The sequence below is a fragment of the Massilia sp. CT11-108 genome, assembly GCF_047302915.1.
Lineage (GTDB): Bacteria > Pseudomonadota > Gammaproteobacteria > Burkholderiales > Burkholderiaceae_D > Telluria > Telluria orientalis.
This window is the reverse complement of record NZ_JBKYMO010000011.1, coordinates 1-26,241: the sequence shown is the minus strand read 5'-3', so window position 1 is coordinate 26,241 and position 26,241 is coordinate 1. Positions and strand designations below refer to the sequence as shown.

Annotated in this window: 23 protein-coding genes; 21 read left to right on the top strand and 2 right to left on the bottom strand. The window is 55.3% G+C overall.

Annotation, left to right across the window (positions count from 1 at the left end):
- Window positions 1–31 precede the first annotated feature (31 nt).
- From ACEN88_RS02600 to rfbC, 19 genes are all read left to right on the top strand, one after another.
- Complete coding sequence (locus ACEN88_RS02600) at window positions 32–1,234, top strand: GumC family protein (RefSeq protein WP_413337257.1); 1,203 nt, start codon at window positions 32–34, stop codon at window positions 1,232–1,234.
- A gap of 201 nt (window positions 1,235–1,435) precedes the next feature.
- Window positions 1,436–2,713, top strand: a complete 1,278-nt coding sequence (gene tviB, locus ACEN88_RS02595; protein WP_413337256.1) for a Vi polysaccharide biosynthesis UDP-N-acetylglucosamine C-6 dehydrogenase TviB — start codon at window positions 1,436–1,438, stop codon at window positions 2,711–2,713.
- Window positions 2,714–2,747: 34 nt separating this feature from the next.
- Entirely contained in the window at window positions 2,748–3,767 is a 1,020-nt protein-coding gene (locus ACEN88_RS02590) for an SDR family oxidoreductase (protein WP_413337255.1), read from the top strand.
- Between the two features lie 46 nt (window positions 3,768–3,813).
- The gene (gene vioA / locus ACEN88_RS02585; RefSeq protein ID WP_413337254.1) at window positions 3,814–4,932 is read left to right on the top strand and encodes a dTDP-4-amino-4,6-dideoxy-D-glucose aminotransferase VioA; all 1,119 of its coding nucleotides are present in this window, start codon (window positions 3,814–3,816) and stop codon (window positions 4,930–4,932) included.
- The gene (locus tag ACEN88_RS02580; protein ID WP_413337253.1) at window positions 4,929–5,624 is read left to right on the top strand and encodes a WbqC family protein; all 696 of its coding nucleotides are present in this window, start codon (window positions 4,929–4,931) and stop codon (window positions 5,622–5,624) included. Before vioA ends, ACEN88_RS02580 begins: the two co-directional genes overlap by 4 nt.
- The gene (locus ACEN88_RS02575) at window positions 5,621–6,607 is read left to right on the top strand and encodes a hypothetical protein (protein WP_413337252.1); all 987 of its coding nucleotides are present in this window, start codon (window positions 5,621–5,623) and stop codon (window positions 6,605–6,607) included. Before ACEN88_RS02580 ends, ACEN88_RS02575 begins: the two co-directional genes overlap by 4 nt.
- 14 nt (window positions 6,608–6,621) lie before the next feature.
- Window positions 6,622–7,182: a GNAT family N-acetyltransferase gene (locus ACEN88_RS02570; RefSeq protein ID WP_413337251.1), complete on the top strand. Its 561-nt coding sequence runs from the start codon at window positions 6,622–6,624 to the stop codon at window positions 7,180–7,182.
- Between the two features lie 28 nt (window positions 7,183–7,210).
- Entirely contained in the window at window positions 7,211–8,728 is a 1,518-nt protein-coding gene (locus tag ACEN88_RS02565; RefSeq protein ID WP_413337250.1) for an oligosaccharide flippase family protein, read from the top strand.
- A gap of 28 nt (window positions 8,729–8,756) precedes the next feature.
- Window positions 8,757–9,677: a glycosyltransferase family 2 protein gene (locus tag ACEN88_RS02560; protein WP_413337249.1), complete on the top strand. Its 921-nt coding sequence runs from the start codon at window positions 8,757–8,759 to the stop codon at window positions 9,675–9,677.
- A gap of 71 nt (window positions 9,678–9,748) precedes the next feature.
- On the top strand, window positions 9,749–10,984 hold the full coding sequence (locus ACEN88_RS02555) for a hypothetical protein (RefSeq protein ID WP_413337248.1): 1,236 nt from the start codon (window positions 9,749–9,751) through the stop codon (window positions 10,982–10,984).
- Window positions 10,985–10,986: 2 nt separating this feature from the next.
- Window positions 10,987–12,087, top strand: a complete 1,101-nt coding sequence (locus ACEN88_RS02550; RefSeq protein WP_413337247.1) for a glycosyltransferase family 4 protein — start codon at window positions 10,987–10,989, stop codon at window positions 12,085–12,087.
- Window positions 12,087–13,223, top strand: a complete 1,137-nt coding sequence (locus ACEN88_RS02545) for a glycosyltransferase family 4 protein (protein ID WP_413337246.1) — start codon at window positions 12,087–12,089, stop codon at window positions 13,221–13,223. The genes ACEN88_RS02550 and ACEN88_RS02545 overlap by 1 nt, the downstream gene beginning before the upstream one ends.
- A gap of 13 nt (window positions 13,224–13,236) precedes the next feature.
- The gene (asnB, locus tag ACEN88_RS02540; RefSeq protein WP_413337245.1) at window positions 13,237–15,204 is read left to right on the top strand and encodes an asparagine synthase (glutamine-hydrolyzing); all 1,968 of its coding nucleotides are present in this window, start codon (window positions 13,237–13,239) and stop codon (window positions 15,202–15,204) included.
- A 123-nt stretch (window positions 15,205–15,327) separates the two neighbouring features.
- Window positions 15,328–16,500, top strand: coding sequence for a glycosyltransferase family 4 protein (locus ACEN88_RS02535; RefSeq protein WP_413337244.1), 1,173 nt, complete (start codon window positions 15,328–15,330; stop codon window positions 16,498–16,500).
- Between the two features lie 331 nt (window positions 16,501–16,831).
- Window positions 16,832–19,627, top strand: a complete 2,796-nt coding sequence (locus tag ACEN88_RS02530) for a YjbH domain-containing protein (RefSeq protein ID WP_413337243.1) — start codon at window positions 16,832–16,834, stop codon at window positions 19,625–19,627.
- Between the two features lie 100 nt (window positions 19,628–19,727).
- Window positions 19,728–20,786 carry a dTDP-glucose 4,6-dehydratase gene (gene rfbB / locus ACEN88_RS02525; protein WP_413337242.1) on the top strand — a complete coding sequence of 353 codons (1,059 nt, stop codon included), beginning with the start codon at window positions 19,728–19,730 and terminating at the stop codon, window positions 20,784–20,786.
- Window position 20,787: 1 nt separating this feature from the next.
- On the top strand, window positions 20,788–21,675 hold the full coding sequence (rfbD, locus tag ACEN88_RS02520; protein ID WP_413337241.1) for a dTDP-4-dehydrorhamnose reductase: 888 nt from the start codon (window positions 20,788–20,790) through the stop codon (window positions 21,673–21,675).
- 18 nt (window positions 21,676–21,693) lie between these two features.
- Entirely contained in the window at window positions 21,694–22,563 is an 870-nt protein-coding gene (rfbA, locus tag ACEN88_RS02515; RefSeq protein ID WP_413337268.1) for a glucose-1-phosphate thymidylyltransferase RfbA, read from the top strand.
- Between the two features lie 7 nt (window positions 22,564–22,570).
- Window positions 22,571–23,122, top strand: a complete 552-nt coding sequence (rfbC, locus tag ACEN88_RS02510; RefSeq protein ID WP_413337240.1) for a dTDP-4-dehydrorhamnose 3,5-epimerase — start codon at window positions 22,571–22,573, stop codon at window positions 23,120–23,122.
- A 93-nt stretch (window positions 23,123–23,215) separates the two neighbouring features.
- Here rfbC and ACEN88_RS02505 read toward each other — a convergent pair whose 3' ends face one another.
- Both ACEN88_RS02505 and ACEN88_RS02500 read right to left on the bottom strand, forming a co-directional pair.
- Entirely contained in the window at window positions 23,216–23,515 is a 300-nt protein-coding gene (locus ACEN88_RS02505) for a hypothetical protein (RefSeq protein WP_413337239.1), read from the bottom strand.
- Window positions 23,516–23,640: 125 nt separating this feature from the next.
- On the bottom strand, window positions 23,641–23,994 hold the full coding sequence (locus ACEN88_RS02500; RefSeq protein ID WP_413337270.1) for a hypothetical protein: 354 nt from the start codon (window positions 23,992–23,994) through the stop codon (window positions 23,641–23,643).
- Between ACEN88_RS02500 and flhB the strand changes: the two genes are divergently transcribed.
- Window positions 23,909–25,042, top strand: a complete 1,134-nt coding sequence (flhB, locus tag ACEN88_RS02495) for a flagellar biosynthesis protein FlhB (protein WP_413337267.1) — start codon at window positions 23,909–23,911, stop codon at window positions 25,040–25,042. The two genes, ACEN88_RS02500 and flhB, sit on opposite strands and share 86 nt — an antisense overlap.
- A gap of 140 nt (window positions 25,043–25,182) precedes the next feature.
- Window positions 25,183–26,241: FHIPEP family type III secretion protein (locus ACEN88_RS02490; RefSeq protein WP_413337238.1), on the top strand; the 1,059-nt coding region annotated here is incomplete at its 3' end.

The window sequence follows — 26,241 nt, the reverse complement described above, 5'->3', positions numbered from 1 at the left end:
GCGCAATGCGCAGCGAATAAGAGATTTGAAAATGAGTCAGATTCAAGCATCAGAAAAGCAAGAGATCCCATTGCAAGTAGGAGATGCAATCGGGGTATTCGATATCCTGATCGTGCTCGCGAAGTACAAAAAGATGATTGTCGGCACGACCTTTAGTGCGGCGGCGTTGGCCGTCGGGGTTAGCATCCTATTGCCAAATGTCTATCAGGCCACGGCTAAGTTGTTGCCGCCACAACAGAGCCAATCCAGCACTATGGCTATGTTGTCTCAACTTGGGGGTGTTGCCAGCGCTGCGGCAGGGGCGGCAGGCCTGAAGAATCCAAATGATCTTTACGTCGGGATGCTTAAGAGTCGTACAGTTGCCGACCGGCTCGTGAGTCAGTTCAATTTGAAAAAGGCTTATGGAACGGACTCCCAGGATTTAGCACGTCAGAAACTCGAAGCCAATACGACGATCACTTCCGGTAAGGATAATTTGATAACGATCGAAGTTGAGGATAGAGACAAAAGCCGTGTTGCACCTCTTGCCAACGCGTACGTAAGCGAATTGTTACGCCTGACAAAAGTATTGGCGGTGACAGAAGCGGCGCAAAGACGAATGTTCTACGAGCGTCAGCTAGAGGCGACGAAAGACAATTTGGCAAAAGCTGAGATGCTTTTGAAAAGCAAGCTTGACACACACGGCGTAATTAGCGTTGACGCCGAAAGCAGAGCGATTGTCGAAACTGTTGGCCGACTCAGGGCGCAAGTATCGGCGAAAGAAATTGAACTGAGTTCAATGCGTGCTTTTGTGACCTCAGTTAATCCGGATTACCGTCGTGTGGAAGAAGAGTTAAACGGCCTTCGTGCGGAATTGTCGCGTCTTGAAAATGGCCGAGGTGACGTGACTTCTAACAGCGCAAAAGAGGGTGGTCTGGAGAACGTTAAGGTGTTGCGTGACGTGAAATACCAGCAGATGCTCTATGAATTGCTGGCCAAACAATATGAGGCGGCGCGTATTGATGAAGCCAAAGATCCAGCAGTCGTTCAGGTGCTTGACAACGCTGTCGAGCCGGAACGGAAATCGAAGCCAAAGCGTGCAGTGATCGTTTTGTTGACAACCTTAATCTCTGCGTTTGGCGCGCTCGCCCTCGCTTTTTTAGCCGAAACGCGTAAAAAGGCATTAGCATCGCCGCACGGTGCTGCGCAATGGGCAGAACTGAAGTCTCATCTGGGGCTTCGTAAGAGATCTTGACCGTCGATGCTTTGTAATTCAGTGCCAGCTTAGTTGAATATCTCGACGAAAAAAGTTCGTACTTGGGAATGTATTAAACGTAGTTCATCCCCGGACTTGACGAGCCAGTTTGGTCATAAGTGAAGACAACCTCAATTTGGCTGCTGGCTCATTAGTCCTTTATGTACCCCGCAATAACGTCGCAATAAGAATTTGTTTATTATGAAATTATCGGAAAACACGCGCATCGCAATTATCGGCTTGGGATATGTCGGCTTGCCCTTGGCTGTTGAATTCGGGAAAAAGTTTCCCACCATCGGTTTTGATATCAATACGCGCCGTGTACAGGAGCTCAAAGAGGGTGTTGACAATACTCTGGAGACTGAATCACACGAACTTGCAGAGGCTTTTAAGCTCACCTTTACGACTGATCCAGACGATTTGTGCGCTGCGACGGTTTACATCGTTACCGTACCGACACCCATCGACGAGTACAAGCAACCCGACCTTACGCCGCTCGAGAGAGCATCGACAACTCTGGGCAAAGCAATGAAGAAAGGCGATATCGCCATCTTCGAATCGACGGTTTACCCTGGAGCAACCGAAGAATATTGTGTACCGGTGATCGAGCGTGTGTCGGGTCTCAAGTGCAACAAGGATTTTTTCATCGGTTACAGCCCTGAACGTATCAATCCGGGCGACAAGGAACATCGTCTCACGACGATTACCAAGGTCACGTCGGGTTCGACCCCGGAGGCCGCTGATTTCGTCGATGCCTTGTATGGCAGCATCATCGTGGCTGGAACCCACAAAGCTTCCTCGGTGAAAGTGGCCGAGGCCGCGAAAGTGATCGAGAATACGCAACGCGATCTGAACATCGCGCTGATGAATGAGCTGACCATTATTTTTGGCAAGCTGGGCATCGATACCGAAGACGTTCTGAAAGCTGCTGGTACAAAGTGGAACTTCCTGCCTTTCCGTCCAGGACTGGTCGGCGGGCACTGCATCGGCGTTGATCCGTATTATCTTACTCATAAAGCCGAAGCGATCGGCTATCACCCGCAAGTGATCCTGGCGGGGCGCCGCATCAATGACAGTATGGGCGTCTACGTTGTCAGCCGGCTCGTCAAACAAATGCTGAAGCAGCGTATCCAGGTCGATGGCGCCAATGTCCTCGTGCTGGGTCTGACGTTTAAAGAAAACTGCCCGGATCTGCGCAACACGAAAGTGGTTGACATTGTTAATGAGCTAAAAGACTACAACGTTAACGTTGACGTCTATGATCCTTGGGTCAGCGTCGAGGGTGCACAGCATGAATATGGCATCACTCCGGTCAGCGCACCGGTCCAGGGCAAGTACGACGCCGTCGTTGTTGCTGTTGCGCATAACCAATTCAAGGAGATCGGTGCCGCTGGCTTGCGAGCCTTCGGCAAGGAGCAGCATATCCTGTTCGACCTCAAGTACGTGCTGCCAAAAGGCGATGCGGACATTCGTCTTTGATTGATGCGGTACGGCATTTGGAATGGAGATCAGTATGAACCAATTTGAAAACGTCAAGCAGGCATTGCGCGGGCAGCCGAAGACTTGGCTGGTCACCGGTTGTGCCGGCTTCATCGGGTCGAACCTGCTTGAAACGCTTTTAAAGCTCGACCAGATCGTTATTGGATTGGACAACTTTGCGACGGGTCACCAACGCAACCTGGACGAAGTACGTGAGACGGTCGGAGCCGAACGCTGGTCGCGTTTTACCATGATCACCGGAGATATCCGTGACATGGCCGTCTGCCAGGTTGCGACAAAAAAAGTCGACTATGTTTTACACCAGGCAGCTCTCGGCTCAGTACCCCGGTCCATCAAGGATCCGAATACGACGAACGAAGTCAACATCAGCGGGTTCCTGAACATGTTGACGGCTGCGAAAGATGCTGGCGTGAAGTCCTTCGTGTACGCCGCATCAAGCTCGACCTACGGCGACCATCCAGGTCTCCCCAAGATCGAGGATCGGATTGGAAAACCGTTGTCACCCTATGCTGTTACCAAATACGTTAATGAATTGTATGCCGATGTATTTGCCCGATGCTATGGGTTCAAGGCGACTGGACTGCGTTATTTCAACGTCTTCGGAAAACGCCAAGACCCTCATGGCGCATATGCAGCAGTGATTCCGAAGTGGATCGACGCAATGATCAGTGGGGGCGACATCCTCATCAACGGCGACGGGGAGACGAGCCGGGATTTTTGTTTTATTGATAACGTCGTTCAGGCGAACATTCTTGCAGCAATGGCTGAGGAATCCGCTAAAGGAGAAGTCTACAACGTAGCGGTGGGCGATATCACGACGCTCAACGAACTCGTCACCTCTCTAAGGGAAATTCTCGCAGAAAACGGCATCCGCTACGAAAAGAAAAGCGTCTATCGTGATTTCCGCGCGGGGGACGTCCGCCATTCGCAAGCTGACATCAGTAAAGCAGCATGCAAGCTCGGGTACGTCCCGACGCACCGTATCCATGATGGCTTGAAAACCGCCATGGCATGGTATATCGCAAACCGCTGAGCGCTTACGCATCGCAGCGCCTCAGTCGAACGTCGTAACGAAAAACATGAGCAACCAAAAACCGATCTACGTCACTCAACCCTACTTGCCTCCGCTGGAAGACTTTTATCCCTATCTGCAACAGATTTGGGAAAACAAAATTCTCACTAACGGCGGTCCATTTCACCAGCAGCTGGAAAAGGCGCTGTGCGAATATCTCGGGGTCGAACATTTAGCCCTGTTCTCGAATGGCACACTCGCCCTGGTTACGGCATTGCAAGCATTGCGCATTACCGGTGAGGTGATCACCACACCTTATTCATTTGTCGCTACCGCGCATTCCTTGCTTTGGAACGGTATCAAACCAGTCTTCGTCGACGTCGATCCGGACACGCTCAATCTCAATCCGGCAAAAATCGAAGCTGCAATCACTCCGCAAACGACCGCAATCATGCCGGTGCACTGCTATGGCAACCCGTGCGACGTCGAGGCAATACAAAAAATCGCCGACAACTATAACTTGCGTGTTATTTACGATGCCGCCCATGCTTTTGGCGTTCGGATGAATGGTGGCAGCGTGCTTCGTCATGGCGATCTTTCGGTCCTGAGTTTCCATGCGACCAAGGTCTTCAATACGTTCGAAGGTGGTGCAATTATCTGCCCCGATGCGAAGACCAAGACGCGTATCGACCATCTCAAGAATTTCGGTTTCGTCGATGAGTTGACAGTGGTCGCACCGGGCATCAACGGCAAGATGAGCGAAATTAATGCTGCATTCGGCATGCTCCAATTGCAGCACGTCGATGAGGCCATTGGACGCAGGCAATATATAGACAATTTGTATCGTGAACTGCTGGCAGACGTTCCCGGCATCAGTTGCGTGGGAAATGCGGGACAAGAAGTGTCCAATTACTCCTATTTTCCGGTCCTCGTCGGAGAGAATTACCCACTCAAGCGTGACGAACTGTTCCAGAAACTGCGTGACCACGGCATCGTTGCGCGCCGGTACTTCTATCCGCTGATTTCTGATTTCCCGATGTACCGTGGATTTCCGTCCTCCCATCGCGACAACCTGCCAGTCGCGACACACGCAGCAAACCAGATCATGTGTTTGCCGATTTATCCCAAGCTTGCAGACGAGGACGTGAAGCGTATCGTTCAAATCATCGCGGAGAACAGCAAGTGAACCTTGCAATCATGCAGCCCTATTTTTTTCCGTACATAGGGTACTTTCAGCTGATTGCTGCTGCGGATAAATTCGTTTTTTACGATGATGTTAATTTTATCAAAAATGGTTGGATCAATCGAAATCGACTGGTTCTCGCAGGCACAACACGCTACATCACTGTCCCCCTCGCGGGCGCAAGTCCGTTTCTGAAAATTAACCAGATCAATCTCCAAGATGGGGAAGGATGGCGACGTAAGCTTCTCGAGAGCTTGAGACACTCGTATTCAAAAGCACCATATTTTGATGATGTCAGCGCTCTTGTTCAGGAGGTTTTGGTGGCCAACGAAAAGATCAGTGAGGTGGCCAAGGCCAGTCTTACGGCTGTTTGCCGCCATCTTGGTTTGGAAAGAGAGTTTGTTTCAAGCTCGAGTATTTACGGTAATGACGCCCTCAGCGGACAAGCTCGCGTCCTCGATATCTGCTCAAAGGAAGGCGCGACCGCGTACTACAATCTGCCAGGTGGAAAGGATCTTTACAGCGAGCAGGACTTCGCTCGGCAAAATATCTCTCTGCATTTCATTCAACCGAGGATTGAACCCTATCCACAGTTCACCGAACAGTTCCAACCTGGTATGTCGATCATCGACGTTTTGATGTTCAATGATCGCGCGAAGGCGAAAGCAATGATTTGCTCGGAGATTAGCACGTGAGTACTGGAGCAATAGGCGGGTATTTCGAACTGGAATTGCCGCATACGAGAACCCAAGTATTCCCGGAAGCGATTCGTATTCAATCTGCACGCTCGGCCTTTTTGGCATTGCTTCGTGCGGCGAAACCCAGCCGTGTATGGATGCCGCACTACTTGTGCGATACCATGTATGCACCGTTGCGTAAGGCGGGCATTGAGTACATGCATTATGCGATCGATGAACGTTTTCATATTGTTGATGAGCCTGAGCTCGGTACTGGAGATTGGCTTTACTACGTAAATTATTTCGGTGTTCGCGACGACTATGTTGACTCCCTCGTAACTCGTTACGGGGAAAAGCGCATCGTTGTCGACAATTGTCAGGCTTTTTTTTCCAAGCCGCGAGATTGTGTTGCGACTATCTTTTCGCCAAGAAAATTTTTTGGTGTTCCTGACGGCGGCCTTCTTCTGACCACGATCCCAGTCGAGTTGCCGACACATCGTGATATCGATTCGCAAACCCGATCCAAGTACCTCATAGAACGTCTAGCCTCCACGCCCGAAGCAGGTTATTCCAGCTACAAAATGGCTGAGCAGTCCCTGGAAGAACTCGAACCACGTCGCATGTCGCAACTCACAGATATCTTGCTGTCGACTGTGGATTTCACAGAGGTGAGGCGCAAACGTAACAAAAACTTCTTAGCCCTTCATGCGGAGCTCGCCCGATATAACCAGTGCGAGTTCGATCCTTCAACAATTGATGGACCGTTGTGTTATCCCCTGCTTGTAGATGCCGCTGGTCTGCGCGATCACCTTATCGCAGCGAGGATTTTTGTTGCAACTTACTGGCCTGACGTGCTTGGCCGCGTAGCGAATACGGCAACCGAAACGACACTAGTAAAGAATTTGTTTCCCCTACCTTGTGATCAAAGATACGGGGAAAGTGAAATGAGGCGGATAGTCGACGTTTGCCTCATTTTTTTGAACAATAATAAGCCCGACTAACGTCAACAGAATAAATGAATATTCACGGAAAAATTGTCACCTTGCGTGCTCCAGAACTTGCCGACATGTCTAAATTGCACAAATGGAGCAACGATCCGGAGATTTGGAACATGCTCGGAGGATGGCACTTTCCGTTTTCCAGCCGGTCAACGGAAGAGTGGATTCGCAGCAGAAAAGACGGGAATCTAACCGATCATGTTTTTTGCATTGATACGCATGACGCAGGAGTCATCGGGACGGCAAACATCGTTAACATCGATTGGAAAAATAAGACCGCCTTTCACGGCATAATGATTGGAGAGACGATGTTTCGCGGGCGCGGGTATGCACTCGATTCGGTTTTCGCCATAATGCGCTACGCCTTCATGGAGCTTGGCCTGAACCGATTGGACAGTGACATCATTGCTTATAACGACCGTTCGATGAAATTCTATCTGGAAAAATGTGGCTGGAAGCACGAGGGGGTACGTCGTAATTGGTATTTCCGTGATGGGAGTTTTCACGACAAGATTCTCATCGGAATAACTCGCGACGACTATCGAGAATACGTCGAAAAGAATAAATATTGGGACTGATATCCATTGTAGAGAATTAGGATCTTCTTTGTCACTTAAGAAAAATATTCTTGCTAATTACGCAAGTCAGTTATACATCACCTTGATTGGTATCGTTCTCGTCCCTACTTATTTGCGGTACATGGGGCCTGAAGCGTATGGACTGGTCGGCTTTTTCACGATGTTACAGGCGTGGTTTCAGTTGCTTGACGTCGGTCTTACTCCAACGCTGTCACGCGAAACGGCGAGATTTAATGCCGGGGTGACAGACGAGGTCAGCTTCAGACGATTGCTCTCCACTTTGGAGCTTCTTTTCATTCTTGTCGCAGTGATTAGCTTCCTGGCCATGGTGGTTGGTTCAGATAGAATTGCGACACATTGGCTCCACGTCGAAAAAATTCCCGTTGGCGACGTCAAGGTTTCGATCATATTGATGGCTGGGACGATCGCTTTTCGTTGGGTAGGGGGGCTTTATCGTGGTGTAATCAACGGCTTTGAGAAATTTCTTTGGATTAGTAATTTCAATATCGTCATTTCAACTGTGAAATTTGTTGTTATTGTTCCGGTGATGATATTTTTGGGTGCGAGCCCACTAGTCTTCTTTGGCTACCAGTTAGCGATCGCTCTTGTCGAAATAATGACCCTTTTTTTTCGGGCAAAAAAACTTATTCCCTCAACGGCAGAAAAAAGAACAACGCTGGTGGGATTTCGTTCGATCAAGGGGCTGTTAAGTTTTTCTTTGAGCATTGCATTTACAAACTCGATTTGGATCTTGGTAACGCAAACCGATAAGCTCGTTCTTTCAAAAATTCTCTCGTTATCACAATACGCGTATTTCACGCTGGGAGTGTTGGTTGCGAGTGCTGTCAGTGTATTGAGTGGGCCAATTAGCGGAGCATTATTACCTAGGATGGCTAAAATGTCCGCAGCGGGAAACGATAACGAACTGCAATTAGTTTACGGGAAAGCGACGCAATTGGTGACTTTTGTGGTGACGCCTATAGTTGCAATGCTCGCATTCTTTTCCAAAGAAATATTATGGGCTTGGACTGGCGACCACGCCGTGGCAAACAACACTGCTCCCATATTGTCGATGTACGCTATCGGCAACGGAATTCTGGCGATAGCTGCTTTTCCTTATTACCTTCAGTATGCGAAAGGTGACTTACGGCTGCATTTGATCGGAAGTGCAGTATTTGTCGCAGTTCTTGCCCCGGCATTGATATTTTTGACGACCAATTATGGTGTTACGGGAGCGGGATATGCTTGGGTTGGAGCAAATGCCATATATTTTATTTGCTGGGTACCGTTAGTCCATCGACGTTTTTTTCGCAACTTTCATATACATTGGCTGCTACGTAACGTTTTTCCGTCCATAGCAGTTTCTCTTGCTTGTATTGTTGCCCTGAGGCACATTCCAGTATTGATGGTCCAGCGTTTTGAAACCTGGGTTGTCTTGTTCTGTCTTGGGATTGTTGTTATGTTCGCTTCCGCATGCGGTTCGTCATATGCTCGCGATTTGGTGTTGGCGAAAGTTTTTGGTAAATTCCAGCGCGAAGCTAAGTAGAAGCTGCAACGCTTTGTTGAGATGATTTATGGAAAGTAATTGTAGTAATGAGGTTCGCGTCTCTGTGTGTGTCGTGACGTATAACCAAGTCGGGTTTGTACAGCAGTGTCTTCAGAGTATTTTGAGTCAAGTCACCGAATATGATTTCGAGGTCATTATTGGAGACGATTTTTCGACCGACGGAACGCGAGAAATTATTCAGGATATGGCACGACAGTATCCAGGCAAAATTATTCCGCTTTTTCATGAGAAAAACGTCGGTGCCACCAAAAATTATTTGGCTGTTCATGATTTGGCGCGAGGAAAATATATTGCACATTGTGATGGAGACGATTATTGGTTGCCGGGGAAGCTTCAATATCAATATTCTCTGTTAGAGGCGGATGAAGATCTGGCGTTTGTTGCGGAGACGGAACATAAGATCTCCAGCCGCATGTTGCTTACAGTCGATAATCTACTTGAGATGGCAAATCCGGTGATGCATAGCTCAAAAATGTATCGACGGGAATCGATTCTTACACGTTCCTCGGATGTGGACTTGCTTGATTTTTATTTTAACGTCGAACACGCGCGTTCTGGAATAGTTCTGCTTGAGAAAGCGAGATTCACATATTATCGCCGCTATGTCGGTGTGTCGCGAAGGCTGGGAATCAGGTTTTATGCACTGAATTGCGAAGCTGCGTACCGAGCGTATGAGCTAGGGGCCAGTAAGCGGTCGGCATACGCCGCCGCAAAGTCTGCGCGCCTTGTTTTGATAAAGCAAGCAATACACGAGGCAAATTGGGAGCAACTCGATAATCTCTTGAGGCCCAGCGAGCTGGAGTTGATGCTCGCCACAACGAGCAAGCGGTACGTTTTGGAGACATTGGCTGGATACCGTATAGTTCGACCGCTCATCCATTTCGCGTTGCGGGCCAAGCGCGCAATGGCGAGCCTCGGTGGGGTGTAGGGTACGTCGGCTTCCTGATCGTGCTACCCATCGGAATCTGATATGTGCGATAACTGTAGGGAAAACTAGCGATGATTTTTCTTGGCATTGCTCTGCTAATGTTGCTTTACGTGGCCAGAAAAGGTGTCGACTTTTTCTTTTTGGCGGCGAGCACATGTGTAGTGTATTTTTATCCAGTTCTCTTTCTTGAAAAGATAGTGTTTATATCTGAAGGCATTTACTCAATCGACGTGGATAACGGTGCCAGGGTAAGTCTTGTTTGTGGGATCGTCTACCTATTGGTTGTAGGGTATCGGTCGCGCACGATGAGATGGCAGTCCGCAGGGGAGATGTCCGCAAAAAATCTTCGTTTTTTGAAGATCCAAGGAGGGCTACTGGCAGCTGTAATTGGCATGCTAATGGTTTTGATCGTTGCGCAAAACGGTTTCGGACTCAGCGGGCGCGATAAAAGTGAGGTGATGGAGAGCTTAGGCTACGCCTATAAAATCTTCAGTCTGCTCACCTCAATATTAATCGTGCTCGCTTTCTTATTGAGGGAGCGCGGTCTTTTTATCGTTGCCATTGCTGCGGTTGGACTCGATCTGATGTTCGGATTCCGCAGCAGTCTGGCTACGCTGATCGCGGCGTATTTTCTGACGCGTCCGCGAATGGTTGGGTGGAAGAGCGTGTGCTACCTCTTGCTCGGCTTCGCCTGTGCTTTGCTTATGATCGTTGCGAAGGAGACGGCGTATTTTAGTAAAAATGCGGTTGATGTTCTTTATGGTTTTGCGCAATCGTTCGATAGCGATGGTCTCGATTTTCTGTCTTTTGTTAATCCTGAGTCCGCGACAATAAGTGCTGTTTATAATGAAATCGTCAAGAGTGACTTTTCGGCGTCACCCGTTTATCTGCTTGACTCATTTGTTGCGCTCTTCCCGTTTACGAACTTGATTGGGTATGAGGCGATCGGTTTTGATACATATTTTAAAGGCATCGTTTTCGGCGCTGAAGGAAATTCTTTTGCTTCGGGTATGTTGTCGGTCGGTTACGGACTCGGCGGATATTTCGGTGTGGCGTTATGTTTTGCTTTGATCGGATGTCTTGGAAGAATCTTCAATCGCGTTGTCGAGAGAGGTGAATTCCTCAATCGTGCAATCGTAATTGCTGTCGCTGGTATCATGCTTACTTCGTTTTATCGAAGTGATCTTATATATTTGGTAGGTATTGTTCGGTCGCTTGTAGTAATCCTTATTTTGCTTAAGACTCTGGGTATCGTAATGAGAGTATTGGCGATGAGGCCTGCTCCTTCATCGTCTGCTGGGAGTTGAAAATGAAGATCGTATTATTGACAAGCTCGCTTGGTTCCGGCGGAGCAGAGAGAGTAGCGACCACACTGTGCAATCAGTGGTCGAGTCGCGGAGATAGTGTGACTTTGATTCCTACGTTCTCAGGTGGCGGCAAGCCGTTTTACTCTCTCTCAGAACAGGTGGAGCTGATTTATCTAGCCTCGCGTGTGCAGGGTCATAGCCGAGGCTTTTCGAGTTACAAAGAGCGTCTGTTCACGTTGCGTCGTCTGATTGCAGAGCGGACGCCCGACGTTGTTATTTCTTTTTTGCCAAATGTGAATGTTGCTGCGGTTCTCGCTACGCTTGGCATGAAGGTTCCAGTCATCATTTGTGAACGCTCCGACCCGAGCCGGCAACCGTATAGACCTTTGTGGAAATTCGCATGTCAACTAACTTATCGCTTTGCCGACATGCTTACAGTTCAGACGGCTTCGGTAGCTGAAAGTGCTGCTGCGCTTTTTCCGAGTGTAAGGAAGATTAGAACCGTCGCCAATCCGTTGCCGTCCGCAGTTCTGGAACACACGCGAGCAACTAAAAGTGAACGTAGAATTCTGCTTTCCCTTGGCAGGCTATCACCGGAAAAGCAGGTAGATAGGATTATTGAGGCATTTTCTAGGGTTTGCAATGCTCATCCGGATTGGGATCTGCATATCTATGGCGACGGCCCGTTGCATGATGAACTGGATGAACATGTATCTCAGCGGGGTCTGCAACAACGGATATTGTTGAAAGGCCGCACAAGCAATCCGTGGAGGGTCATGGCTGAAGCTGACGTGTTTGTCATGGCGTCGCTTTATGAGGGATTTCCCAATGCGCTATTGGAAGCGATGGGGGTTGGCTTGCCTTGTATTGCATTTGACTGCCCCAGCGGCCCGCGCGAAATATCAAATGATGGCCAAAACGCAATTCTCGTACCGCTGAACGATCAGGCCGGTTTAAGTGCCGCTATGGAGAAATTGATGAGTAATGATTCGCTCCAACACATGTTGGGGGGGCAAGCGAATCGCGCAGTTCTTGAACGATTCAGCCTAGCCGCGGTTCTCTCCCGATGGGATGATTTATTTAAAGAAGTCGGTGCAATTTAATGCGGGTTCTACACGTTATTGTCTGTCTTGACGTCGGTGGCGCAGAAATGATGTTGCGACGCCTAATCGAATCCCACAAGGACAATCCTGAGTACGAACATATTGTCGTCTCTCTGACCGACATTGGCTGCCTTGGACAGCAGATGCAGGAACTCGGAACGCGAGTGGTTTCCCTGAGAATGCGTTCGGGCTTGGAGTTCTGTTCTGTCCTGTTCCGTCTTAGGAATCTGATTCGGAAGTTCTCTCCCAATGTAGTGCAAACGTGGATGTATCACGCTGACTTGTTGGGCGGGCTCGCGGCCCGCCTGGCGGGTAACAAGAATATATTGTGGGGCATTCATTCGACCGACGTGCGTGCAGGTGGATCGAGGATGACGACCTGGGTTATGCGCGTTTGTGCAAAGGTTTCCCGTTGGGTGCCGGATACGATTTTGTGTGTTGCCGAAGTATCTCGTCAGGTGCACATCGCCGCAGGTTATTTTGAGCCCCGTACGCTCGTACTTCCTAATGGAATCGATACTGCCCGTCTCGTGTCGAATGATGACCGTCGTCGCGCGATCAGAAATACCTGCGGTTTTACGGACGATCATATAGTAATAGGAACGCTCGGTCGGTTTAACCCCGCAAAAGACTATGGTAATTTTGTTAGTGCTGCGGGTATAATTGCGGAGAAATATTTACACGTACGTTTTGTAATGGTCGGTAGCCATTTGAACGGGGATAATGCCACTCTGCGCGAATGGATCGATAAAACTGGCTTCTCGGAGCGGTTTGTTCTGTTGGGTCAGCGATCAGATGCGCCAGATTGTTTGGCGGCAATGGATATATTCTGCCTGAGCTCGAAAAGTGAGGCACTGCCGACTGTTGTCATCGAAGCGATGGGAATGGGGGTTCCTTGCGTTGCCACGGATGTTGGCGATACCAGGGTGCTTGTTCAGGATATTGGAATCGTGGTGCCGAGAGAAGATTCCGCTGCCCTGGCTGCGGGGTTAGAGAAAGTGATAGAAATGCCTGCCGAAGAACGTCACGCATTAGCGTGCATTGGAAAGGCAAGAGTGAGAGAAAATTATACGATTGAGCGTGCTCGAGATCGACTTGAGGCTTTATATACGGAAATCGTAAATAGGAATAGGTAAAAGGTCGATCTAAATGTGCGGACTTGCAGGTTTTTTAGGCGGCAGAGGGTTCACTGCGGACATCGAGCCGAATTCGCTATTGAAGCGCATGGCCGCCCCGATCTTGTCGCGCGGACCGGATGATTCTGGCTTTTGGTACAACGGCGAATGTGGCATTGGGTTAGCGCATAGACGTTTGTCAATTCTCGATCTATCTCCGGCTGGACATCAGCCGATGGCGTCCGCGAGCTCGCGTTATGTTATCGCGTTCAATGGCGAGATTTATAACCATTTGGATATTCGCGCCGAGTTGGAGCAAAAGGGGTATCGTGCCGCATGGCGTGGTCATTCTGATACGGAAACTCTTCTGGCAGGCTTCGATTTCTGGGGAATTAAAGAGACGGTCGAGCGGGCGGTGGGCATGTTTGCCTTCGCGGTCTGGGACCGGGAATTGCGCACGCTGACTCTCGCTCGTGACCGGATTGGCGAGAAGCCGATGTATTATGGCTGGCAAGGAACCGGCAACAAGCGGGCTTTCCTGTTCGGTTCCGAATTGAAAGCGCTGCGGCAACATCCGGCATTCGAGAACCAAATCGATCGTCGCGCTCTCAGCCTGCAACTCCACCATAGTTATGTGCCGGCGCCGTACTCGATCTATACCGGGATCTCGAAGCTGATGCCTGGCTGTCTGCTGAGCATTTCACCTCGGTCGGAGGAGCCGTTGATCAATGTTTATTGGTCTGCGGCAACTGTTGCGAAGGCTGGTGTTGCTGCGCCTGAGCTCGGTCAGCCTGAACAAGTTGTGGACATGTTGGAACAGCTGCTCAAGAACTCGGTCCGTCAGCAAATGCTCGCAGACGTTCCTCTTGGCGCATTTTTGTCTGGCGGGATTGATTCTTCGACGGTAGTCGCCCTGATGCAAAGCCAGTCTTCGCGGCCAATCAAGACGTTTTCGATCGGCTTCCACGAAGACGGCTATAACGAGGCTGTACACGCGAAGGCCGTGGCCGCCCATCTGGGTACTGACCATACAGAGCTCTACGTCACTGCCCAAGAGGCCATGGATGTGATTCCTCGTCTTCCAACACTGTATGACGAGCCGTTTTCGGATTCATCGCAAATCCCCACATTTTTGGTGTCCCAGCTCGCCAGGAAAGAGGTGACAGTTGCGCTGTCGGGTGACGCGGGCGACGAATTGTTTTGTGGCTACACGCGTTATCAAGACGGCGCAAAACTGTGGCGCAATATCAGCAGCCTTCCGATGCCGCTGCGTAAACTGGCCGCCGGCAGTCTGACAATGATCTCGGAAGAGAACTGGAACAAGGCTGCGCTGACATTCGGCGGAATCTTGCCGCGGTCGGTCCGGAACGTACATCTGGGTGAGAAGTTGCACAAAGGGGCAATGGTTCTGGCCAGTGAATCATTCGATACGCTCTATCGAGGCCTTGTTTCGCATTGGCGCGACCCGGCGTCCGTTGTTATCGGCGGCGACATGCCGCCTACAGTCCTGAATGGGCTAGCGCCCAAGCTGGACGGATTGGACAACGTTCAGCGGATGATGGCGCTGGACCTGATGACTTACCTGCCTGACGATATTTTGGTTAAGGTTGATCGAGCTGCAATGGGCGTGTCGCTTGAGACGCGCGTACCTTTCCTGGACCACCGTGTTGTTGAGTTCGCTTGGCGCGTGCCGCAGTCAATGAAGTTGCGTGACGGCCAAAGCAAGTGGTTGTTGAGGCAGGTCCTTTACCGGCATGTACCGAAGGCGTTGATCGAACGTCCCAAAATGGGTTTCGGTGTCCCAATAGGCGACTGGCTGCGCGGCCCCCTTCAAGACTGGGCGGAGTCCTTGATCAGCGAACATCGTTTACGCATCGAAGGATTCTTCCATCCGGAATCAATACGTCGGAAATGGGATGAGCATCGGACGGGGCGGCGCAACTGGCAGTATTACCTTTGGGATGTATTGATGTTCCAGGCTTGGTTGGAGAAAAACCACTGATTTGCATTTGTACGCATGCGGAACATGGTCTAACTCTCTCATGTTGCGGTATCCTACTTTCCTTCGCGAAAATCGTCATCGCACGCGCCGTGTCTGCGTCAGACTAGGGAATCTATCCGTAATATGAAGCAAAAGATTGTAATTTCGATCAACAGTTCTTGGAATATTTTTAATTTTCGCGTTGGTCTCATCAAGGCCCTGATCGATCACGGCTATGAGGTCATCGCGATCGCTCCAGAGGATGAATATTCGCACCGCCTGAAGGAAGTGGGGTGTAAATACTTTGCGTTGCCGATGGACAGCAACGGTAGCCATCCGGGGCGCGATTTGCTTTTACTGATCCGTTACTTTAATTTGTTGCGGACATTGAAGCCGCATGTTTTTCTCGGATATACCGTCAAGCCGAACGTCTACGGCTCGCTGGCGGCGCACGCGCTTGGTATTTCGGTTATTAATAATATTGCAGGCTTAGGCGCGACTTTTATCAAGAACAGCTATCTGACACATATCGTTCGAAAGCTGTACAAAATTGCCTTGCGAAAATCATCTTGTGTGTTCTTTCAGAACGCAGACGATCGAGATCTGTTTGTCAATACAGGCCTCGCGCGCAGGGATAAAACCGCGTTGTTACCCGGTTCTGGTATCAATCTCAGGCATTATCCGGGAGAAGCGCCGGCGGCACTGGCGGGACGCCCGTTTCGCTTCCTTCTCGTGGGACGCATGTTGCGGGACAAGGGGGTTGAGGAATTTGTGGCAGCTGCGCGGATTCTTCGCGAGCGTTTCCCTCAAGTCAAATGCCAATTGCTGGGGTTCGTTGACCCGGCAAATTCGAACGCCGTCGGCATGGAGCGGATCTCGGCATGGGAAGATGAAGGCTTGGTCGAGTATCTCGGCAAGACAGATGATGTGCGACAATTCCTGACCCAGGCCGATTGTGTCGTTCTTCCCTCGTATCGCGAGGGCGTGCCGCGTTCACTGCTCGAAGCTGCGGCGATGTCGCGTCCTATCATTGCCACCAATGTCGTCGGTTGCCGCGATGCCGTAGATGACGGTGTGAACGGTCTCCTTTGCGAAGTGAAGAACCCAGCTGATCTTGCACAGAAAATGCAGCAGATGTACGAAATGACGCCGGAACAGCGCTGGGCCATGGGTATCGCTGGACGAGACAAGATGAGAGTCGAATTCGACGAGCAGATCGTGTACCAGAAATATTTGTCGGCACTCGGCGTGATCACGACGACCACTCTACAAAAGTCGGCAGTCGACGAATTGCTGTCCAAGCGAATCAATACTTGAGATCAGTCTGCTGTAAGGCCACGCGAAGGGAACCGTCCAATCTGGTCTCTTTCGCGAAGTGTGGAGTGCCTGATGCCGCTCGACGGCATCCACGAGGCGGGCCGTCACGCAACGTGCCGAAGCGTCGGTAAGGTTGTTTTTGCCGCATGCAAAGACGCGAGGACGACGCCAGAGCATCGAGAACTTGGCCACAAATTATGCGAATGGTAAACTCGGCAAGATTTGTCTGTCGCTATTCCTCAAATTTTCCAGCACGGGCCTGCCCAACGAATGGACTGATGTGTTTGCTGCTTTAAGAATTTCTTTTAAATATACATGGTGCAGTTGGTTCGTGCTCGGCGCCGCCAATGCGTTCGGCGCCATCCCGGCCGTCCAGGGCCAGTCCGGCTACATCAACATGCCCAACGCCGCCGTCGAAGCCGACGGCACGGTGAGCACGGGTTATGGCTATGATCGCCCCTACGGCAGTTTCTGGGCGACCGCCACCGTCCTGCCGTTCCTGCAGGTGACCGGCCGGTATGTGTCGATCACAGGCACTCAGGGCTTCGCGAACCAGCCGGACGGGTACGGAAGCGCATATGGCCGCTACAAGGACAAGGTCGTCGATGCCAAGTTGCGGCTCTTGGCCGAGTCGACCTGGTTGCCGGCGATCGCCGTGGGCGCGACCGACATGCTGGGGACGGAGCTGTTCAAGGGTCATTATGTCGTCGCGTCGAAAGCGTTCGGCGCTGCACGTAACATCGAGGTCAGCGTGGGCGTCGGCAAACGGCGCCCAAGCGGTGTGTTCGCTGGAGCCCGCTGGGCGCCGACCGCCGTACCTGGATTCGCGGTGGTCGGCGAATACGATGCGAACGATTACACCAAGGACTTTCATGCAGCCGACACGGCCGCAGGTCAGCGCCGCAAGGGGGCCGCGGTCGGTGTCGAATATCGTTGGGGCTGGTTAGGCGCGCAGGTGGCGCGTCACCGCGATCACTTCAGTGCCAACGCCTACCTGAGCATTCCATTTTCCGAGCGCGAATTCATTCCCAAGCTATACGAGCCGGCGCCGTTCGACCCGAAGCAGGCGCCGCCGCGCGTCACGGGCGAGGAATGGCAGCAGCAGCCCAGCCATGGCGCCGCGCTCGTGCAGGCGCTGATCAAGCAGGATTTCAAGAACGTCCGCGTTACGTTCGAAGACGGCACGCTGAAGCTGTCGTTGACGAACAGTCGCATCTCCAATCTCGGCCGCGCGGTCGGCCGTGCGGCGCGTACCGCGCTCGCCTTTGCGCCGCAGGGCACGCGCCGGATGCAAATCGCGTACACGAAACTGGAACAGCCCATCGCGACGTATGAATTTACCGATCTGCAGAGTCTGACTGACTATTTGACCGGGTTGTCGAATCGCGAAGCCTTCCTGCAGACCGTCATCGTGCGTTATGCCCAGCCGAGCGATCAGATCGGAGAGGACCAGCACGGCATGCTGGCTGCCGTCGCGAACGAGGGCTCTCTGCAAGTGGAGGTCGGCAAGGACGGCAACACAGTCCAGCTGGCATCGGAAGACCGCGAGGCGAACCGCTTCAAGGTGTATCCCAAGGTGTCGATGTTCTTTAACGACCCGAGCGGCGCCTTGCGCTACGAACTGTGGGCTGCAGGCACTTATGACCGCCGCTTGGCCCCCGGCCTGTTCCTGAACAGCGATTTCAAGCTCACCGTGTACGAGACCGTGTCGGGCGTCACGCAGGCGTCGAACAGCCTGCTGCCCCACGTGCGCTCGGACATCGCCGACTACAAGCGCGGCGGCCGTTTCAAGCTGAACCGGTTGATGCTCAACAAATACATCATGCCGTCCGAACGATTGTACGCGCGCGTCTCCGGCGGTCTGTACGAAGAGATGTTCCGCGGCATCGGCGGCCAGGTGTTGTACCTGCCGAAGGACAGCCGCTGGGCCGCCGACGTGAACGTCGACGCCCTGCAGCAGCGCGGCGTGAAAGGGTGGTTCGACAAGCGCGACTACCAGACCGTCAGCGGCTTCGCGTCCCTGCATTACAAGCTGCCGTACGACGTCACCGCGACGGCCCGCGCCGGCCGCTTCCTCGCCAAGGACAACGGCGTGCGCATGGAGTTCAAGCGGCGCTTCCCGTCCGGTGTGGAAATCGGCGCCTGGTACACGAAGACGAGCGGCAAGGACATCACGAATCCGGGCACGCCGTCGAACCCCTACAACGACAAGGGTATCTTCCTGTCGGTGCCGCTGAACATCATGCTGCTGTCCGACACGCAGACCACCGCAGGCGTGGCCCTGTCGCCATGGACGCGCGACGTCGGCCAGATGGTGGCGAGCCCGGGCGACCTGTACGACCTCGTCGAGCAGCCGCGCCGCGACATGAACACGTTCGACGGTCTCGGCAACTTCGCCGAGCGGCGCGACGAACAGAACCTCCCGGCCGTGAATCCGCCCGTGGACGCCATGCCGAACCCGTGGCCGCTGTTCCGTATGCGCGTGGAACAATCCGTCAAGTCGACGCCGACGCTGCCGCATTGGGGCAACGGCGCCATCATCGGCGGCGGCGCGATCCTGGCCAGCGCACTGCTCGACAAGCCGGTCGATCGTTTCATGAAGAAGCACCAGGGCTCCAGCGTCGCGCGGGCCTGGAACAATATTGGCAAGGCGACGCCGGTCGTCCTGGCAGGCGCCGCGGCCGGGGCCGTCGCTTTTGGCGATGCGCGCATGCAGAACATTGGTATCATCTCGCTCGAATCGGTCGTCGGAGCCGCGGCCCTGTCGATCGGGGCGAAGCATCTCGCCGGGCGTGCCCGGCCGATCGACGAGAAGGGACAGTGGGGCAAGGCCGCGGACCGGTCGAATGCATCGTTCCCGTCCAATCACGCCAGCGTGGCGTTCGCGGCAGTGACGCCGTTCGCCCAGGAATACGATGCCCCGTGGCTGTACGGCCTGGCCGCCGCCGGCTCGCTGGGCCGCACGGCGGGACGCCAGCACTGGGTCTCCGACGTCGTGGCCGGCGGCGTCCTCGGCATGGCCGTGGGCGGCTGGCTGTGGCAGGCGCAGCGCGACAATGTGCGTTCGAGCTTCGCCGTGACGCCGGGCACGAATTCCGTTAGCGTGGCGTGGTTCGGGACTTATTGATAAAATGTAATCTTTGATCGCGCGGTGGCACCGGATATCCGGGCCGGCCAACCTGGCGCTCGACCGGCCCGTGCGGATCTGTCAACCGGGGAGTGACTATATGATTTTGACGACAGGCGGCGCCGGCTTCATCGGCAGTAATTTTGTGCTGGACTGGTGCGGCTTGACCGACGAGCCGGTCATCAACCTCGACAAGCTGACGTATGCCGGCAACCTCGAGAACCTGGCCAGCCTGCGCGACAACCCCAGGCACATCTTCGTGCAGGGCGACATCGGCGACGTGGACCTCGTGCGGCGCCTGCTGCAGGAACACCAGCCGCGCGCCGTCGTGAATTTCGCGGCCGAGAGCCACGTGGACCGCAGCATCCACGGCCCGGGCGAATTCATCCAGACGAACATCGTCGGCACGTTCCACCTGCTCGAAGCCGTGCGCGAATACTGGAGCGCGCTGCCGGACGACCGCAAGGCCGCGTTCCGCTTCCTGCACGTGTCGACCGACGAGGTCTACGGCTCGCTCGGCAAGGACGACCCCGCGTTCCGCGAGACGAACCGTTACGAACCGAACAGCCCATATTCCGCCAGCAAGGCGGCCAGCGACCACCTCGTGCGCGCCTACCATCACACGTATGGCCTGCCGGTGCTGACCACCAATTGCTCTAACAACTATGGTCCTTACCACTTCCCGGAAAAGCTGATCCCGCTGTGCATCCACAATGCACTGGCCGGCAAGCCGCTGCCGATCTACGGCGACGGCCAGCAGATCCGCGACTGGCTATACGTGAAGGATCACTGCTCGGCCATCCGCCGCGTGCTCGACGGGGGCCAGCTGGGCGAGGTCTACAACGTCGGCGGCTGGAACGAGAAGGCCAACCTCGACGTCGTCAAGACGCTGTGCGCGATCCTCGACGAACTGAGCCCGCGCGCGGATGGCCAGTCGTACGCGACCCAGATCACCTTCGTTACCGACCGCCCCGGCCATGACCGCCGCTACGCGATCGACGCGACCAGGCTGGAGCGCGAGCTGGGCTGGAAGCCGGCCGAGACGTTCGAGACGGGCATCCGCAAGACGGTGCAGTGGTACCTCGACAACCAGGAATGGGTGCAGCACGTGACGAGCGGCAGCTACCGCGCCTGGGTCGGCCAACAGTACGGTGCCTGAAATGAAGATTCTCCTGACCGGCAAGAACGGCCAGCTCGGCTTCGAACTGCAGCGCGCGCTGGCGCCGCTCGGCGAGGTCCACGCCGTCGACACGCAGGATTGCAACCTGGCCGACGCCGACGCGCTGCGCGCGCTGGTGCGCCGCGTCGCGCCGGATGTGATCGTCAATCCGGCGGCGTACACGGCCGTCGACAAGGCCGAGTCCGACGAAGCGACGGCCCGTGCCGTCAACGCCGTCGCCCCGGCCATCCTGGGCGAGGAAGGCGCGAAGCTGGGCGCGCTCGTGCTGCATTACTCGACGGACTACGTGTTCGACGGCACGAAGCAGGGCGCCTATACGGAAAACGATGCGCCGGCGCCGCGGAGCGTCTACGGCCGCACGAAGCTGGAGGGCGAACAAGGCCTGGCGGCCGCCAATCCGCGCCACCTGATCCTGCGCACGAGCTGGGTCGTGGGCGCGCACGGCGGCAATTTCGCCAAGACGATGCTGCGCCTGGCGGGCGAGCGCGAGAAGCTCACCGTCGTCGCCGACCAGTTCGGTGCCCCGACGCCGGCCGCGCTGCTGGCCGACCTCAGCGCCCACCTCGTGCGCGAGCATGCGCGCACGCGCGGCACCGGCTTCCCCTATGGCACGTATCACGTCGCGGCGGGTGGCGAGACGAGCTGGCACGGCTATGCGCGATTCGTGATCGGCGAGGCGCTGGCGGCCGGAAAAAATCTCAAAGCCAGTGTGGATGCCGTCGCGCCGCTGGCCACCGAGCAGTATCCGACGCCGGCCAGACGTCCCCTCAATTCGCGGCTCGATACGACCCGCTTCCGCACGACGTTCGACCTGCGCCTGCCGCCGTGGCAGGAAGGCGTGCGTCACGTGCTCCGGCAAATCCTGTGAGAGGCAGCCATGTCCCAAATCCAGCGTAAAGGCATCATCCTGGCCGGCGGTTCCGGCACGCGGCTGTATCCGGTGACCCAGGCCGTCAGCAAGCAGCTGATGCCGGTCTACGACAAGCCGATGATCTACTACCCGCTCAGCACGCTGATGCTGACCGGCATCCGCGACGTGCTCGTCATCAGCACGCCGCAGGACACGCCCCGTTTTGCCGAACTGCTCGGCGACGGCAGCCGCTGGGGCATGAGCATCCAGTATGCCGTGCAACCGTCGCCGGACGGCCTGGCCCAGGCCTTCATCATCGGCAAGGATTTCGTGGGCAACGATCCGAGCGCGCTCGTCCTCGGCGACAACATCTTTTACGGTCACGACCTTGTAAAACAACTGCACAGCGCCAACGAACGCACCGACAGCGCGACGGTGTTCGCCTACCACGTGCAGGATCCCGAGCGCTACGGTGTCGTCGAGTTCGATGCGGACCACCGTGCCCTGAGCATCGAGGAAAAGCCGAAGGCGCCGAAATCGTCGTATGCCGTGACCGGCCTGTATTTTTACGACAACGACGTGTGCAATGTGGCGGCCGACATCAAGCCGTCGGCGCGCGGCGAGCTGGAGATCACCGACGTCAACCGCTGCTACCTCGAGCGCGACAAGCTGAATGTCGAGATCATGGGCCGCGGCTTTGCCTGGCTCGACACCGGTACGCACGACAGCCTGCTGGAGGCGGCCAGCTTCATCGCGACCTTGCAGAAGCGGCAGGGCCTGCAGGTGGCGTGCCCGGAAGAGATCGCCTACCGCCAGGGCTGGATCGACGCCGCCGCGCTGCAGAAGCTCGCCGCACCGCTGGCCAAGAACGGCTACGGCAATTATCTTTTGAACCTGTTGAAATAGTCCGCCCATGCCATATACCGTTACCCCGACCGCCATTCCAGACGTCCTGATGCTGGAGCCGAAAGTCTTCGGCGACGCGCGCGGCTTCTTTTACGAAAGCTTCAATGCGCGCGACTTTGCCCAGGCCACCGGCGTCGACGCCCAGTTCGTGCAGGACAACCATAGCAAGTCGGCCAAGGGGGTATTGCGCGGACTGCATTACCAGATCCAGCATGCCCAGGGCAAGCTGGTGCGGGTGGTGCGGGGCAGCGTGTTCGATGTCGCGGTCGATCTGCGCAAGTCGTCACCGACTTTCGGCCGCTGGGTGGGCATGGAGCTGAGCGGGGACAATCATCGCCAACTGTGGGTGCCGCCGGGCTTCGCGCACGGCTTTGTCGTCCTGAGCGAATCCGCCGAATTCCTGTACAAGACGACGGATTACTGGTATCCGGAGCATGAGCGCAGCCTGTCGTGGAACGATCCGGCCATCGGCATCGGCTGGCCCATCGATTTCGTGCCGCAGCTGGCGGCCAAGGACCAGGCCGGGAAACTGCTCGCGCAAGCCGAAGTGTTCGACTGAGCGCGGGGCAGTACCTGCCAGAGAAAACGGCCGCTGTTGCGGCCGATTTCCTTGCAGTGCCCAAACCGGAACGCGCACGCGTTCCGGCGTGGATCAGTGGTGCGTCGTGGTCGAGTGGTTCGTGGTCGAACCGTTGTCCGACGAGGCGACGGCCACGGCGGCGACAGCGGCGCCGATCGCGGCCACGGTGCCGACCGACAGACCAGCGATCGCGGTCGTTGCCGCGAAGCCCGTACCCGTTGCGGCGGTGCCCGCAGTGCCGGCAGCGGTGCCGGTGCCTGCGGCGGAGCCCGAGGCGGTGCCAGTCTGGCCGGCAGCGGTGCTGGATTCCTGAGCGAATGCCTGAGCCGACAGCAGGCTCAGAATAGCGGTCGTGACGAGGAGTTTCTTCATTTCGTATCCTTTGTTCGATTAACGGGGCACCTGCGCATGGCAATGTTGCTTGACTCATTATATAGCAAGCCAACATTGCTTTGATTCATCAGATGCCGGTTTTATGGCTAGCTCAGCCGAAAATGTCATCTTTTTTCGACATAAGCAATTTGCAATTTTGACAGATAGTGGAACACATTCCTATCACTTTTACCGAGTGTGTTGTGTGTGCACATTGGTATGTCCGTATAAGAATGCAAATCGTAAACACGATATGCAGGCTGTTTGCCGTCCTTCTTTTTCTCTAGGTCTGCGGCAACATCTGGAATAATGCCAGCCTGAACCAAGGTAACGGAGTGCAGGATGGCGGAAGACAGCGACGCGGAACGGACCGAACCAGCGTCAGAGAAGCGGCTGAGGCAGGCGCGCGAAGACGGCGACATTCCCCGTTCGCGCGAAGTTGCGACTTTTACCGTTTTGATGACGGCCGGCGCCGGCATGTGGATGCTGGGCGGCGGGCTCGTCAACACGCTGTCGTCCGTGCTGGAGCGCGGGCTGTCGCTCGACCGCGAGCAGATCTACAACCCGAACGTGCTGGTCGAACGCATTCTCGCCGACGTGGTTCGCGTGCTGCTGGCCTGCCTGCCGCTGGCGGGCGCCATCATGCTCATGATGCTGGCGGCGCCCCTGCTGATCGGCGGCTGGAATTTCAGCGCCAAGGCGTTCACGCCCAATTTCGGCAAGCTCAATCCGATGCGTGGCCTGGGCAACATGGTGTCGACCAATGCGCTCGTCGAGCTGCTGAAGGCCGTCGCCAAGACGCTGCTCGTCGGCGCGGTCGGGTGGTTCGTCGTGATGAGCCAGAAGGATGCCGTGATCGGCCTCGTCGTCGAACCCTTCGGTACGGCCGCGCCGCACCTGGGCAGCATCCTCGCCAAGGCATTCCTGACCATGGTCGGCGCGCTGGGCGCCATCGCCATCCTCGACGGTCCGTACCAGATGTGGCATTACGCCGACAAGCTCAAGATGACGCGCCAGGAAGTGATCCAGGAATCGAAGGAATCGGACGGCAACCCGCAGATCAAGGGCAAGATCCGCCAGATGCAGCGCGAGATGGCGCAGAAGCGCATGATGTCCAACGTCCCGACCGCCGACGTGGTCGTGACCAACCCGACCCACTTCGCCGTCGCGCTCAAGTACGCGGACGGGCAGCGGGGTGCGCCGCGCGTCGTGGCCAAGGGTACCGACGAGGTCGCGGCGAAGATCCGCGAGATCGCGAAGGAAAACAAGGTCGCGCTGCTGGAAGCGCCGGCCCTGGCGCGTGCGCTGTACAAGCACACGGAAATCGACGACGAGATCCCGGAAGCGCTGTACTCGGCCGTGGCCGAAGTGCTGGCCTACGTCTTCCAGCTGCGCGCCTACAGCAAGGGCACGCTCGACCAGTATCCGGACCGTCCGAAGAAACTGCCGGTTCCGCCGGAAATGGACCCGTTCAACCCCGCGTCGCAGAAGCCGGGTACCGATGCGGGACCCGGTACGCCGCACTGATTACGCCGGCACATCGCATGCGTCACGCGTGGGCGGAGGGCCGCCCACCCACGAATTGCGAGGTTATTCCCCGTCTCCTTCCCGCATAGTTTCCGTGGGGCATCAGCAATAATGGCGTATCCCTGAATGATGGAGTACGCATGAACGGTTTCAGACTGCCAGCCTGGCTGCAACAGATCGGTGCCCGCAGCAACGCGCTGGCGGCGCCGATCCTGATCATCCTGCTGCTGGTAATGATGATCCTGCCGTTGCCGGCATTCGCGCTCGACCTGTTCTTCAGCTTCAACATCGCGATGTCCGTGATCGTGCTGCTGACTGCGTTGTACACGGTCAAGCCGCTCGATTTCATGGCGTTCCCGGCCGTGCTTCTCGTGACGACCATGCTGCGCCTGTCGCTGAACGTCGCGTCCACGCGCGTCGTGCTGACCGAGGGCCACACGGGCGGCGCCGCAGCCGGCAAGGTGATCGAGGCATTCGGCCACTTCCTGATCGGCGGCAACTACACGGTCGGTCTCGTCGTCTTCATCATTCTCACCATCATCAACTTCACGGTCGTGACCAAGGGTGCGGGCCGTATCGCCGAGGTGGGCGCGCGCTTCGCCCTGGACGCGATGCCCGGCAAGCAGATGGCGATCGACGCCGACCTGAACGCCGGCCTGATCGGCGAAGAGGACGCCAAGCGCCGCCGCTCCGAAGTGTCGATGGAAGCCGAGTTCTACGGCGCCATGGACGGTGCGTCGAAATACGTGCGCGGCGACGCCGTGGCCGGCATCCTCGTCACCGTGATCAACGTCGTCGGTGGCCTGATCGTCGGCATGGTCCAGCACGACATGGCCTTTGGCGACGCCGTCAAGAACTACACGCTGCTGGCCATCGGTGACGGCCTCGTCGCGCAGATCCCGTCGCTGATCATCTCGATCGCGGCCGGTATGGTCGTGTCGCGCGTGGCCAGCGACAAGGACGTGGGTTCGCAAGTCGTCAGCCAGCTGTTCGCGAAACCGGAAGTGCTGTACATCACGGGCGGCATCATCGGCGGCATGGGCCTGATCCCGGGCATGCCGAACCTCGTGTTCCTGCTGCTGGGCAGCACGCTGTTCGGTGGCGCCTATCTGCTGGAAAAGCGCCGCAAGAACATGCCGCCGGAAGAATTGCAGCGCGCGGGCGGCGGTGCGGGCCCGGCAGGCTCGCCCGGCGGAGGC

What these genes read in the sequence shown, in the direction of transcription:
- rfbB (WP_413337242.1), top strand. Translation starts at nt 19,728, where the DNA reads ATGATTTTGACGACAGGCGGCGCCGGCTTCATCGGCAGTAATTTTGTG.
- ACEN88_RS02555 (WP_413337248.1), top strand. Translation starts at nt 9,749, where the DNA reads ATGATTTTTCTTGGCATTGCTCTGCTAATGTTGCTTTACGTGGCCAGA.
- asnB (WP_413337245.1), top strand. Translation starts at nt 13,237, where the DNA reads ATGTGCGGACTTGCAGGTTTTTTAGGCGGCAGAGGGTTCACTGCGGAC.
- ACEN88_RS02505 (WP_413337239.1), bottom strand. Translation starts at nt 23,515, where the DNA reads ATGAAGAAACTCCTCGTCACGACCGCTATTCTGAGCCTGCTGTCGGCT.
- ACEN88_RS02500 (WP_413337270.1), bottom strand. Translation starts at nt 23,994, where the DNA reads ATGCCGGCGCCGGCCGTCATCAAAACGGTAAAAGTCGCAACTTCGCGC.
- ACEN88_RS02545 (WP_413337246.1), top strand. Translation starts at nt 12,087, where the DNA reads ATGCGGGTTCTACACGTTATTGTCTGTCTTGACGTCGGTGGCGCAGAA.
- tviB (WP_413337256.1), top strand. Translation starts at nt 1,436, where the DNA reads ATGAAATTATCGGAAAACACGCGCATCGCAATTATCGGCTTGGGATAT.
- ACEN88_RS02570 (WP_413337251.1), top strand. Translation starts at nt 6,622, where the DNA reads ATGAATATTCACGGAAAAATTGTCACCTTGCGTGCTCCAGAACTTGCC.
- ACEN88_RS02560 (WP_413337249.1), top strand. Translation starts at nt 8,757, where the DNA reads ATGGAAAGTAATTGTAGTAATGAGGTTCGCGTCTCTGTGTGTGTCGTG.
- rfbD (WP_413337241.1), top strand. Translation starts at nt 20,788, where the DNA reads ATGAAGATTCTCCTGACCGGCAAGAACGGCCAGCTCGGCTTCGAACTG.
- ACEN88_RS02600 (WP_413337257.1), top strand. Translation starts at nt 32, where the DNA reads ATGAGTCAGATTCAAGCATCAGAAAAGCAAGAGATCCCATTGCAAGTA.
- ACEN88_RS02590 (WP_413337255.1), top strand. Translation starts at nt 2,748, where the DNA reads ATGAACCAATTTGAAAACGTCAAGCAGGCATTGCGCGGGCAGCCGAAG.
- ACEN88_RS02550 (WP_413337247.1), top strand. Translation starts at nt 10,987, where the DNA reads ATGAAGATCGTATTATTGACAAGCTCGCTTGGTTCCGGCGGAGCAGAG.
- ACEN88_RS02535 (WP_413337244.1), top strand. Translation starts at nt 15,328, where the DNA reads ATGAAGCAAAAGATTGTAATTTCGATCAACAGTTCTTGGAATATTTTT.
- rfbC (WP_413337240.1), top strand. Translation starts at nt 22,571, where the DNA reads ATGCCATATACCGTTACCCCGACCGCCATTCCAGACGTCCTGATGCTG.
- vioA (WP_413337254.1), top strand. Translation starts at nt 3,814, where the DNA reads ATGAGCAACCAAAAACCGATCTACGTCACTCAACCCTACTTGCCTCCG.